The sequence below is a fragment of the Methylobacterium sp. Leaf125 genome, assembly GCF_001423085.1.
Lineage (GTDB): Bacteria > Pseudomonadota > Alphaproteobacteria > Rhizobiales > Beijerinckiaceae > Methylobacterium.
Genome location: NZ_LMNU01000012.1, coordinates 326,203 through 337,806, shown reverse-complemented (window position 1 = coordinate 337,806; position 11,604 = coordinate 326,203). Strand labels below are relative to the sequence as shown.

Sequence of the window (11,604 nt, the reverse complement as noted above, 5' to 3'; positions counted from 1 at the left end):
CCGTGATCATCACAGCTTTAAGGACAACGCTATGAAGACGCGCGCTGCGGTCGCGTGGGAGGCCAAGAAGCCTCTCACGATCGAGACCATCGACATCGAGGGACCCAAGGCCGGCGAAGTTCTCGTCGAGCTGATGGCCACCGGCATCTGCCACACCGACGCCTACACCCTCTCGGGCCTGGATTCCGAGGGCAAGTTCCCGGCGATCCTCGGCCACGAGGGCGCAGGCATCGTGCGCGAGGTCGGCGCCGGCGTCACCGCGCTGAAGCCCGGCGACCACGTCATCCCGCTCTACACCCCGGAATGCCGCAACTGTAAGTCCTGCCTGTCGCAGCGCACGAACCTCTGCACCGCCATCCGGGCGACGCAGGGCCAGGGCGTGATGCCGGACGGCACCAGCCGCTTCTCCTGCGTCTCCACGGGCGGAAGCCCGGGCGGGTCCAACACCCTGTTCCACTACATGGGCTGCTCGACCTTCTCGAACTTCACGGTCCTGCCCGCGATCGCGCTGGCCAAGATCCGCGAAGACGCGCCCTTCGACAAGATCTGCTACATCGGCTGCGGCGTCACCACCGGTATCGGTGCGGTGATCTACACCGCCAAGGTCTGGCCCGGCGCCAACGTCGTGGTGTTCGGCCTCGGCGGCATCGGCCTCAACGTGCTTCAGGCCGCCCGCATGGTCGGCGCCGACAAGATCATCGGTGTCGACATCAATCCGGACAAGCAGGAGATGGCCCGCAAGTTCGGCATGACCCACTTCATCAACCCGAAGGAGGTCGGCAACGATCACGTGGTCCAGGCGATCCTCGACGTGACCGGCGGCGGCGCGGACTTCTCGTTCGACTGCACCGGCAACGTCAACGTGATGCGTCAGGCCCTCGAGTGCTGCCACCGCGGCTGGGGCGAGTCCATCGTCATCGGCGTGGCCGAGGCCGGCAAGGAAATCGCGACCCGTCCGTTCCAGCTCGTCACCGGCCGCGTCTGGAAGGGCTCGGCCTTCGGCGGCGCCCGCGGCCGCACCGACGTGCCGAAGATCGTCGACTGGTACATGGAGGGGAAGATCAACATCGACGACCTGATCACCCACACGATGCCGCTCGAGCAGATCAACCACGGCTTCGACCTCATGCACGAGGGCAAGTCGATCCGCTCAGTGGTGGTTTACTAAGGATCGGGCGCGATCCGCCCCCGCTCCCCGCTGCGGGAGAGGGGGCGACCGCTCCGACGGTCGCGCTCCCGCGCCCGACCCGCCGACGCGGGGGAGCGGGACGCGCATCGGCACAATCCCTCGGTGACCCTACCTATGCCCCGAAGCGGGGCCAGCCCCCGGACAGGAGATCACGGCCCATGGAAACCATCTCGAAGGCCCGCGCCCATGGCGGCACGCAGGGCGTCTACAAGCACGATGCGCAGACCACGGGCTGCCCGATGACCTTCGCGGTGTTCGTACCGCCCCAGGCCGAGGCCGGTCCGGTGCCCGTGCTGTGGTACCTGTCGGGCCTGACCTGCACGCACGCCAACGTCATGGACAAGGGCGAGTACCGGAAGGCCGCGGCCGAGCACGGCGTCATCATCGTGGCGCCCGACACCAGCCCGCGCGGTGCCGGCATCCCCGACGAGGAGGGCAACTGGCAGTTCGGCTCCGGCGCCGGCTTCTACCTCGACGCCACCCAGGCGCCCTACGCCGCGAACTACCGGATGTGGAGCTACGTGACGGAGGAGCTGCCGGCGCTGATCGCCCAGGAGTTTCCGGCCGACATGTCCCGCCAGGGCATCTTCGGCCATTCCATGGGGGGCCACGGCGCGCTGACCATCGCCCTGACCTACCCCGACCGCTTCAAGTCCTGCTCGGCCTTCGCGCCGATCGCTCAGCCCTCCACCGCGGGTTGGTCGAAGCCGGCCTTCGAGAAGTATCTCGGACCGGATGCGAGCACCTGGCGCGCCCACGACGCCACCGCGCTGATCGCCGACGGCCACCGCTTCTCCGAGTTCCTGGTCGATCAGGGCACCGCCGACAGCTTCCTCGACGACGGCCTGCGTCCCTGGCTCCTGGAAGAGGCCTGCAAAACCGCCGGCATTCCCCTGACCCTGAACATGCGCGAGGGGTACGACCACTCGTACTACTTCATCTCGACCTTCATGGCCGACCACATCGCCTGGGCGGCGGCGCGCCTGAAGTAGGTCTTCTCACCCGGATGCGGCGACGAGGCGATCGAGCCGCATCCGGGTGATCAGCGCGATCTCGTCGAGGGCGGCCTGTTCCTCCTCGGCGGGCGCGCCCCGCAGGCGTGCCGCGAAGATCGCCAGGATCTCGGACCGCGCCCGGCCGCGCACCGCGATGATGAAGGGAAAGCCGAAGCGCCGGCGATAGGCGGCGTTGAGGCGGTCGAAGGCCTCCGCGTCCGCGGGCGGCATGTGGTCGAGCCCGGCGCTGCCCTGTTCGCTCGCCGAATCTGCCGTCATGCTGCGGGCCCGCGCCTCGGGGCCGGCGAGCTCCGGGTGGCCGTTGAGGAAGGCGATGCGGGTCTCGGCCGGCGCGGCGCGCACGGTCCGCATCATGGCGCCGTGCAACGCGTCGACGCTGGCGAAGGGCCCATGCGCATGGGCGCGCTCGGCGACCCAGGCCGCATGTTCGAACACGCCGCCGAACCGGACGACGAAGCCGGCGGCATCGAGCCGGTTGATCGCGGTGAGGTCGAGCTTCCCGGGATCGGCCATGGCGGTCAGCTGCCTCGGTAGGTGGCGCAGGTGCCCGGCGCGCACAGCATCGGCACATGGTAGTGCTGCCCCGCATCGAAGACCGCGAAGCGCACCACCGGATTGTCGACGAAGATGTCGGCCTCGGTCACGCCGGGCTTGGCCTGCAGGTAGGCGTCGATGTGGAATTCGAGCTGGTACTGGCCGATCCGGGCCTCCGCGGCGGGCAGGATCGGCGCGTCGGTGCGCCCGTCCGCATTGGTGACGACGCTCTTCACGAGGCGCCAGGCTCCGCCCTCCATCACGGAAAAGTCGATGCGCACCCCGGGCGCCGGGCGGCCGCGATCCGCGTCGAGGACGTGTGTGGTGATGCCGGCCATGTGCAATCGGGCTCCGGACTGTGTCTCGCTTGAGGGTGGCCGAGGGGGCGTCAGCTGCCGCGATAGTAGGAGTAGCCCCACGGGGTGAACAGCACCGGCAGGTGGTAGCGCTGCCCGGCATCGCGGATCACGAAGCGGACCGGCACGAGGCTGAGGAAATTCGGTTGCGGCAGCGCCACGCCGAACGTCGCGAAGTAGGCCTCGAAATGCAGCAGCAGCTCGTACTGGCCGACCTTCAGGGCCTCGTCGACCAGGAGCGGCTCGGCCGGGCGGCCGTTGGCGGCGGTCGTCACGGTCTTGAGGGTGCGATAGGTGTCGCCGTCCCGGATCGCGAGGTCGCAGACCATGCCGGCACCGGGCGTGCCGTGGAAGTTGTCGATGGCGTGCAGGGTCAGGCGTGGGCCGAGGCCGGCCTGGGATTTCGGCGCCGTGGCTAGGGCGCTCGGCGGGGCCGGAGGGGCTTGCGCCAGGGCTCCGGTGGCGGCGACGGCACCGAGGCCGGCGCCGACGAGGCTGCGGCGCGTGAGGGCCGGACGCGGGAGAACCGATGGATCCATGGCGTGAGCTGCTCCAGGTCAGGCGGGTTCGTGCGCGGCGCGCGCCGCGGCCCGGCGGACCAGGGCGGCCGGCGCAGGCGGGATGAAGAGGAGGATGAGGAGGAGTGTGGCCACCTCGAAACCCGCGACGATCCAGAGCCCGGTGGCGGCCGAGCCGGTCTGCTCCCGCAGGGCTCCCATCACCGCCGGCGCGCCGAACCCGGCGAGGTTCGCCACCGCGTTGATCAGCGCGATGCCGGCCGCCGCGGCCGAACCGGCGAGGAACCGCCCCGGGATCTGCCAGAAGACCGGAATGGCGCTCATGGTGCCGGCGATCGCCACCGTGAGGGCGACGATGGACAGCGCCGGACTGATCGGGACGAGCACGCCGAGCAGCGCGATCGCCATGGCGCCGATCAGGGCCGGGATGCCGCAATGGAAGCGGGCCTCGCCCGAGCGGTCGGAATGGCGGCCGTTGAGGATCATCCCGGCTGCGCCGCAGAGATAGGCGCCGGACATGATCCAGCCGATGGTGAGCGGGTCGGTGTAACCCGCCTCGCGGACCACGCTCGGCCCGAAGAACGTCAGGGCCGAGTTGGCGGTGATGATGCAGAAGAAGATCGCGATGCACTGCCAGACCCGGACATCCCGCAACGACGCCAGGATGCGGTGCTCGCGCGGTCCCAAAGCCGCCGCGTCGCGCGCGAGGTCCGCAGCGACCAGGGCGCGCTGCTCGGGCGTCAGCCAGCCGGCCTTTTCCGGCCGGTCGGTCAGGTAGAACAGCGTGACGATGCCGGCGAGGATCGACGGGATGCCTTCGAGGAGGAAGACCCACTGCCAGCCGGACCAGCCGTTCACCCCGTCGAGCCCGGTCATGATCGTGCCGGCGAGCGGTCCGCCGATCACCCCGGCGATGGCGGAGGCCGACATGAACAGTCCGAAGACCTTCGCGCGTCGCTCGGTGGGGTACCAGTAGGTCAGGAACAGGATCACGCCCGGATAGAAGCCCGCCTCGAACACCCCCAGGAGGAAACGCAGCAGGTAGAACAGGCCTGCGGTGGTGACGAACATCATCGCCACGCAGCAGAGCCCCCACAGCAGGGTGATGCGCGCGATGGTCTTGCGGGCGCCGATATGCTCGAGGAGGAGGTTGCTCGGCACCTCGCAGAGGAAGTAGCCGATGAAGAAGATCCCGGCGCCGATGCCGTAGACGGTCTCGCTGAACTTCAGGTCGGCGAGCATCTGGAGTTTGGCGAAGCCGATGTTGACCCGGTCGATCCAGGAGAGGACCCAGAGGAACATCAGGAACGGCAGCAGCCGCCAGGTGATCCGGCGATAGGTCTCGTCGAGGCCGGCCGGCGAGGGCTGTTCGGGCGCCATCAGTCAATCCGCAGCCCCGGCGATTCGAACCGGGATGATGCATCAAAATGATGCAAATCGGAGGCCAAGGCGACGCGTCCGACCGGGTGCTCGGCCACGAACCTGGGGATGGACGCGCCCTGCCGCGCGGGGAACGCCTCGGCTCGGTACACGTCTCCGATCGACCTCGCGTACAGACGGCCCTCGTCCCACGCGAGTCGCGAACCATGCCCCTGTCGAACGCTGCCGGTCCCGGCGTCTCCCGGCCCGCCGCGTGACCGCGACGGTCATCCTCGCCCTGGTGCCGATCGCGCTGCTGATCGGCCTCGGCATGCTGCTGCGCCGCCATGGCTTCCTGGCCGAGTCCTTCTGGGGCCAGGCGGAGCGCCTCGGCTACTATGTGCTTCTCCCGGCGCTGTTCATCCACGGGCTGGCGACGGCACGCCTCGACGGCGTGCCCGTCCTCACCCTGGTGGGTGTCCTCGTGGCATCGACCCTCGCGGTGGCGCTCGTGCTGCTCGCGATCCGGCCGCGTCTCGGCCTCGACGGCGCGGCCTTCACCTCGGTGTTCCAGGGCGGCGTGCGCTTCAACAACTACGTCGGGGTCTCGGCGGCGGCGGGGCTGTTCGGCCTGCAGGGCATCGCCCTCGCGGCGGTCGCCAACGCGGCCATCGTGCCCACGGTGAACATCCTCTGCGTCCTCGTCTTCGCGCGCTTCGGATCGGGCGGCCGGCGCGCGCCGCGGGCGATCGTCCGCCAGCTCCTGCTGAATCCCCTGGTGGTCGCCTGCGGCCTCGGCATCGCCCTGCAGGCGACGGGCCTCGGGCTGCCGCCGGGCCTGGAGCCCACGCTGAGGGCCCTGGGGCAGGCCTCCCTTCCCCTCGGTCTTCTCTGCGTCGGCGCCGCCCTCGATCCCCGTACGATCCGGACCTGGCTGCGTCCGGTGGTCATCGCGTCGGTTGCCAAGTTCGTGCTGATGCCGGCGGTGACGATCCTGGCCTGCCGCGCCGCCGGCCTGCACGGGCCGGCCGCCGCCACCGCCCTGCTGTTCCAAGCGCTGCCGACGGCGTCGTCGTCCTACATCATGGCCCGGCAGCTCGGGGGCGACGCGCCGCTGATGGCCGGGATCCTCGCCCTGCAGACCCTGCTCGCCGGGCTCGCCATCCCCCTGGTCATGCTCCTCCTGGAGGGGTTCACCGCCTGACGGCCTCAGGCGGCGTAGCGGGCGAGCGCCAGGTCGGCATGGTCGATGTCGGGCGTGCGGCCGGACATCAGGTCGGCCAGCATCCGCCCGGAGCCGCAGGCCATCGTCCAGCCCAGGGTGCCGTGCCCGGTGTTGGTGTAGAGGTTGCCATAGCGCGTGGCGCCGACGATGGGCGTGCCGTCCGGCGTCATCGGCCGCAGACCGGTCCAGAACCTGGCCGCCGCGAGGTCGCCGCCGTTCGGGAACAGATCCCGGACGCAGCGCTCCAGGGTCGCCCGGCGCGGGGCGCGGAGGACATCGCTGAAGCCCGCGAGCTCGGCCGTGCCGCCCACCCGGATCCGGTCCCCGAGGCGCGTGAGCGCGACCTTGAAGGTCTCGTCCATGACGGTGGAGACCGGCGCCTGGTCCGGGTCGGTGACCGGCAGGGTGAGCGAGTAGCCCTTCACGGGGTAGATCGGCAGCCGAAGCCCGAGGGGCTGGAGAAGACGGGGCGTGAAGGAGCCCATGGCGGCGACGTAGGCATCGGCGCGCAGCGTCTCGGAGCCGCAGACTACCCCTGTCACCGTGTCGCCCGCGTTCTCGAGGCGATCGATGCGCGTCCCGTAGCGGAAACGGACGCCCATCCGTTCGCACAGGTCCGCGAGGCTCTGCGTAAACAGGTGGGCGTCGCCGGTCTCGTCACCGGTCAGGCGAAGGCCTCCGACGATCGTGTCGCGGACGCCGGCCAGCGCCGGCTCGGCCGCGATGCATCCGGCCGGGTCCAGCACCGCGTAGGCGACGCCGTAGGTATCGAGGACGCGGGTGTCGTCGCCGACATGGTCGAGCTGTTTCTGCGTGCGGAAGAGCTGGAGGGTGCCGCGGGTGCGGTGGTCGTAGGCGATCGCGGTCTCGGTCCGCAGGTCGCGCAGGACGTCCCGGCTGTACTCGGCGAGCCGGACCATGCGGCCCTTGTTGCGGATATACGCCTCCTCGGTGCAGTTCGCGAGCATGCGCGCCAGCCAGCCATAGAAGCGCGGCTCGACGGTGGGCCACAGCACCAGCGGCCGGTGGCGCATCATCAGCCACTTCATCGCCTTGATCGGAATGCCGGGGGCTGCCCAGGGGGCCGAGTAGCCCGGCGAGACCTGGCCCGCATTGGCGAAGCTGGTCTCCATGCCGGCGGCGGGCTGCCGGTCGATCACCGTGACGGCATGGCCGGCCTTGGCGAGGTAATAGGCCGTGCTGACGCCGACCACGCCGCTTCCGAGAACCAGGACCCGCATCGCACGTCTCCACGTAGGCCGGGAACGCCAAGCAGAAGCGGGGCCATGCCGCTCGCCGCCCCGATCGCTCCGGTCCCGCCGCCACAGAAACACCCGATCGTGCGAGCGGTGCAGCGAAGATCGTGCAGGTTCTGCTACCGAAGCGTGGATCGACGCACGATCCTGCGATACGATGCACGATCATGGGACACGCCGCCCGAGGATGACGATGCCGCCCGACGCGATCGATCACGCCATCATCCGGGTTCTTCGGGAGGATGCGCGGATCCCGAACGCCGCGCTGGCGCAGCGCGTCGGTCTGTCGGCCTCCGCCTGCCTGCGGCGCCTGCGGATGCTGGAGCGCGACGGCACGATCCGCGGCTACACCGTGCTTCTCGACGGGCCCGGCTCCGCCGGCCTGGTCGTGATGACCCGGATCGCCCTGGAGCGGCAGACCGAGGACTGCCTCAACCGGTTCGAGGCGGCCGTGCGGCGCTGCCCGGACATCCAGGATTGCTACCTGATGACCGGCAATTCCGATTATCTCCTGAAGATCCGCGTCGCCGACATGGCGGAATACGAGCGGCTGCACCGGTCGGTGCTCTCGAAGTTGCCCGGCGTCGCCCGCATCCAGTCCAGCTTCACCATCCGCACCGTCATCGGCGGGTGATCGCCCCGGCGTCGAGCCGAGGCAAAGCCCGCAAGGGCTCTGGTCACGCGCGCACAAGAACTCTAGTTGGCTAATGAAGCAGGGTGGGGTCGGAGTCGGGGATGCTGGGTTGGTTCAAGGCGTTGATGCCGCGCGAGGACCGGTTCTTCGACCTGTTCGAGCGGCATTCGCGCACCCTCGTGGCCGGCGCCGAGGCGCTGCAGGGTGTGCTCCAGGGCGGCGACGCCGTTCCGCGCTACTGCCAGCAGGTGGTCGAGCATGAGCATGAGGCCGACACCATCACCGCCGAGGTCCTACTCGCGGTGCGCCGGAGCTTCATCACGCCGTTCGACCGGGGCGACATCAAGGACCTGATCCAATCGATGGACGACGCCATCGACCAGATGAACAAGACGGTGAAGACGATCGCCCTCTACGAGGTCCGCAGCTTCGAACCCCTGATGCAGGAGATGGGCGGCACCGTGATCGAGGCGGCCCGGCTCACCGCCGAGGCCATCCCCCTGCTCACGGCCGTCGGAACCCATGCCGGGCGCATCAACACCCTGACCGAGCAGATCACCCGGGTGGAGGGACGCTCGGACGAGATGCAGGAGCGCGGTCTCAGGGCGCTCTATCAGGCCCACCGCAAGGATGGCGGGGACGGCGACACGATGGCCTACCTGATCGGCGCGGAGATCTACGGTCACCTCGAGGACGTGGTGGATCGCTTCGAGGACGTCGCCAACGAGATCAGCGGCATCGTGATCGAGAACGTGTAGGCGACCCGATGACCGACGCCGCCGCGCTCGCCCTGCCCGCCCTCGTCGGCCTGATCGCCGTCGCGTTGTTCTTCGACTTCCTCAACGGGCTGCACGATGCGGCCAACTCCATCGCCACCATCGTGTCGACGCGGGTGCTGAGGCCGCAATTCGCGGTGCTGTGGGCGGCGTTCTTCAACTTCATCGCGTTCCTGTTCTTCGGCCTGCACGTGGCCCAGACCCTCGGCACCGGGATCGTCGATGCGGGGATCATCGATCCCCGGGTGATCTTCAGCGCGCTGATGGGCGCCATCACCTGGAACATCGTCACCTGGGTCTTCGGGATCCCGTCGAGCAGCTCGCACGCCCTGGTGGGCGGCCTCATCGGCGCGGGCGTCGCCAAGGCCGGGTTCAGTGCGGTGGTCTGGAGCGGGCTGACGAAGACGGCCGCCGCCATCGTCCTCTCCCCCCTCCTCGGCTTCCTGCTCGCGCTCCTCCTGGTGCTCGTGGTCTCCTGGCTCTGCGTGCGTGCCACGCCGTTCGCGGTCGACCGGCGCTTCCGCGCCCTGCAGTTCGTCTCGGCCTCGCTCTACTCCCTGGGCCACGGCGGCAACGATGCGCAGAAGACCATGGGGATCATCGCGGTGCTGCTCTACTCGCAGGGCCACCTCGGCGCATCCTTTCACATCCCCCTGTGGGTGGTGATCGCCTGCCAGTCCGCGATGGCGCTCGGCACGCTGCTCGGCGGCTGGCGCATCGTGCACACCATGGGCTCGAAGATCACGCGCCTGAACCCGATGCAGGGCTTCTGTGCCGAGACCGGGGGGGCGATCACCCTGTTTGCCGCCACCTGGCTCGGGGTACCGGTCTCCACGACCCACACCATCACGGGTGCGATCATCGGCGTCGGCGCGGCGCGGCGGACCTCGGCGGTTCGCTGGGGCGTCGCCAGCAACATCGTGGTGGCCTGGGTTCTGACGCTGCCGGCCGCCGCCCTGATCGCCGCGGCCTGCTACGCCGTGACCGCCCTGGTCGGCTGAAGCCCGGTCCGGCCGGCGCGTGACATCGGGATGGGAGGTGACCCGGGGATGCTGGGTAACGTCGAGATCGTCTGGCGCTTGCTCCTGGCCGCGATCCTGAGCGGGCTGATCGGCATCGAACGCGAGCGCCTGCTCTGGGCCGCGGGCATGCGCACGCACATGCTGGTCGGCGTCGGCGCCTGCCTGATCATGATCGTCTCGGCCTTCGGATTCGCCGACGTGCTGGGAACGCAGAACGTCAGCCTCGATCCCTCGCGCATGGCCGCGCAGGTCGTCTCCGGCATCGGCTTTCTCGGGGCGGGAACGATTCTCCTCCGCGGCGAAGTGGTGAAGGGGCTCACCACCGCCGCGAGCCTCTGGGCCGTGGCGGCCGTCGGCCTGGCGGTCGGCGGCGGCCTCTACGTGGCGGGCATCGCCACCACGGTGATCCTGCTGGTGATCCTGGTCGGGATGAAGCCCCTGCAGGCGCGCTACCACGACCGGATGCACGTCCGGCCGCTCCGCGTGGTGGCCAAGCCCGGCTGCATCTCCATGGAGGCGGTCCAGGCCGTGTCCGGCGTGCGCCCCTCCCGAATCCGTCAATTCGTGACGCGGCGCGGGTCCGACGCTGAATTCGATGAGACGCTGATCACCTTCGTCCGGCTGTCGCGCGGCTCCGTGGAAGACATCGCACAGAAACTTCGGAGTCATCCCGGGGTGATCACGGTCGATGATCTTCCCGAATCCGGCTAGGCATGCATGATGACCCGCAACCTTCGCGGCATGACCGCGCCGGGATGTTGGGTTGGGAAACGATTGCGGTTCAAGGTCCGTCACACGCGCTCTTCGACGGCGGATCTCGCGGCGCCATTCGGGCGTTTGGGACCACGAACGCGCGTCGCCCTCCCCCCGGTCCGGGACGTCGTCGGGACCGTGAAACGACGGAGGGAGGACGAGATCGTGATCAGCGCAAGCGAGGCCACCTGCGCCGTTCCGGCCGCTTGTCTCCAGCGGATGCCGGTCCGTCCTTGAGCCGGCGTCGTTCATCCGCCGAGGCCGTTTCCGACGACAAGGGCAAGCGGGCCAAGAGCCACGTCTTTCTGGTCGCCGTGAAGCAGCGCCGCGAGGCCTTGCGCGTCTACGCGGTGCTGACCTCCGCGCAGGACGCGGCCCTGGCGATCGTCGCGGCCGAGAATGCGGAGGGTGCGGCGGTCGAAGCGGCCGGGCGCCTCTCCAAGAAACTGGCGCGGCCCCTGAAGCTGAAGCCCGAGGTGCCGCACCCCATCTGACCGAAGCCGCCCCTAGCGGGATCGGCAGATCGCCCGATCCGTATAGAGCACGACGTCACCCTGCTTCGGATTGTTGACGGTGAACGGCTCGATGCTGTCCCGGGGGAGGAACCCGCGCCCGAGCTCGCGGTCGAAGAAATCGTGGCCGATCTCCATGTAGCAGCGATCGAGAACGGCGGTGTATCGCAGCGACGTCTGCACCGCGGCACCGCCGGCCCCGTCACCACCGCGGGCTCCATAGGCATCGCAGTAGCCCGACAGCTCGAGGCTGCCGGGGCCCGAGAGCCGGATCGCGCGCGACGTGCCGGGTCTCACCAGGAAGGACGGGCCGCCCTGCTGCGCGCCCACCAGCGTCAGGGGCGAACGGTTGTAGACGTGCCGGATGCAGTCGGCGCTCGCGGCACCCGCGCTCGCGGCCAGCGCGAGGACGGGCAACGCCGCCCGGCCGAACCACCGAAATCCCTTTTGCATC

Annotated in this window: 14 protein-coding genes; 8 read left to right on the top strand and 6 right to left on the bottom strand. The window is 69.5% G+C overall.

The window, feature by feature from the left end:
• The first annotated feature begins 31 nt into the window (after positions 1-31).
• Positions 32-1,168: an S-(hydroxymethyl)glutathione dehydrogenase/class III alcohol dehydrogenase gene (locus ASF58_RS12720; protein WP_055952486.1), complete on the top strand. Its 1,137-nt coding sequence runs from the start codon at positions 32-34 to the stop codon at positions 1,166-1,168.
• Positions 1,169-1,347: 179 nt separating this feature from the next.
• Complete coding sequence (gene fghA, locus ASF58_RS12715; RefSeq protein WP_055952483.1) at positions 1,348-2,181, top strand: S-formylglutathione hydrolase; 834 nt, start codon at positions 1,348-1,350, stop codon at positions 2,179-2,181.
• Positions 2,182-2,187: 6 nt separating this feature from the next.
• Here fghA and uraD read toward each other — a convergent pair whose 3' ends face one another.
• From uraD to ASF58_RS12695, 4 genes are read right to left on the bottom strand one after another with little or no spacing between them, the layout of a single operon-like run.
• A complete protein-coding gene (uraD, locus tag ASF58_RS12710) occupies positions 2,188-2,718 on the bottom strand; it encodes a 2-oxo-4-hydroxy-4-carboxy-5-ureidoimidazoline decarboxylase (protein ID WP_055952480.1) in 531 nt (176 codons plus the stop codon).
• A 5-nt stretch (positions 2,719-2,723) separates the two neighbouring features.
• Positions 2,724-3,077 carry a hydroxyisourate hydrolase gene (gene uraH / locus ASF58_RS12705; RefSeq protein WP_055952477.1) on the bottom strand — a complete coding sequence of 118 codons (354 nt, stop codon included), beginning with the start codon at positions 3,075-3,077 and terminating at the stop codon, positions 2,724-2,726.
• A gap of 50 nt (positions 3,078-3,127) precedes the next feature.
• Positions 3,128-3,634 (bottom strand): hydroxyisourate hydrolase, encoded by a 507-nt coding sequence (gene uraH / locus ASF58_RS12700; RefSeq protein ID WP_055952474.1) that lies wholly within the window; start codon positions 3,632-3,634, stop codon positions 3,128-3,130.
• Positions 3,635-3,652: 18 nt separating this feature from the next.
• Complete coding sequence (locus ASF58_RS12695; protein ID WP_055952470.1) at positions 3,653-4,993, bottom strand: MFS transporter; 1,341 nt, start codon at positions 4,991-4,993, stop codon at positions 3,653-3,655.
• A 253-nt stretch (positions 4,994-5,246) separates the two neighbouring features.
• Between ASF58_RS12695 and ASF58_RS12690 the strand changes: the two genes are divergently transcribed.
• Complete coding sequence (locus tag ASF58_RS12690) at positions 5,247-6,176, top strand: AEC family transporter (RefSeq protein ID WP_156375654.1); 930 nt, start codon at positions 5,247-5,249, stop codon at positions 6,174-6,176.
• 5 nt (positions 6,177-6,181) lie between these two features.
• Here the strand turns inward: ASF58_RS12690 and ASF58_RS12685 are convergent, their stop codons facing one another.
• A complete protein-coding gene (locus ASF58_RS12685; protein WP_055952467.1) occupies positions 6,182-7,438 on the bottom strand; it encodes a D-amino acid dehydrogenase in 1,257 nt (418 codons plus the stop codon).
• Between the two features lie 208 nt (positions 7,439-7,646).
• Between ASF58_RS12685 and ASF58_RS12680 the strand changes: the two genes are divergently transcribed.
• The 5 genes from ASF58_RS12680 to ASF58_RS12660 all read left to right on the top strand — a co-directional run bounded on the left by ASF58_RS12680 (position 7,647) and on the right by ASF58_RS12660 (position 11,132).
• A complete protein-coding gene (locus ASF58_RS12680; protein WP_055953728.1) occupies positions 7,647-8,087 on the top strand; it encodes an Lrp/AsnC family transcriptional regulator in 441 nt (146 codons plus the stop codon).
• 101 nt (positions 8,088-8,188) lie between these two features.
• On the top strand, positions 8,189-8,845 hold the full coding sequence (locus tag ASF58_RS12675) for a DUF47 domain-containing protein (RefSeq protein ID WP_055952464.1): 657 nt from the start codon (positions 8,189-8,191) through the stop codon (positions 8,843-8,845).
• An 8-nt stretch (positions 8,846-8,853) separates the two neighbouring features.
• On the top strand, positions 8,854-9,864 hold the full coding sequence (locus ASF58_RS12670; protein WP_055952461.1) for an inorganic phosphate transporter: 1,011 nt from the start codon (positions 8,854-8,856) through the stop codon (positions 9,862-9,864).
• A 48-nt stretch (positions 9,865-9,912) separates the two neighbouring features.
• Positions 9,913-10,596 (top strand): MgtC/SapB family protein, encoded by a 684-nt coding sequence (locus ASF58_RS12665; protein ID WP_055952458.1) that lies wholly within the window; start codon positions 9,913-9,915, stop codon positions 10,594-10,596.
• A gap of 275 nt (positions 10,597-10,871) precedes the next feature.
• Entirely contained in the window at positions 10,872-11,132 is a 261-nt protein-coding gene (locus ASF58_RS12660; protein ID WP_055952455.1) for a hypothetical protein, read from the top strand.
• Positions 11,133-11,144: 12 nt separating this feature from the next.
• Here ASF58_RS12660 and ASF58_RS12655 read toward each other — a convergent pair whose 3' ends face one another.
• Entirely contained in the window at positions 11,145-11,603 is a 459-nt protein-coding gene (locus ASF58_RS12655) for a hypothetical protein (RefSeq protein ID WP_082513034.1), read from the bottom strand.
• Position 11,604 lies beyond the last annotated feature (1 nt).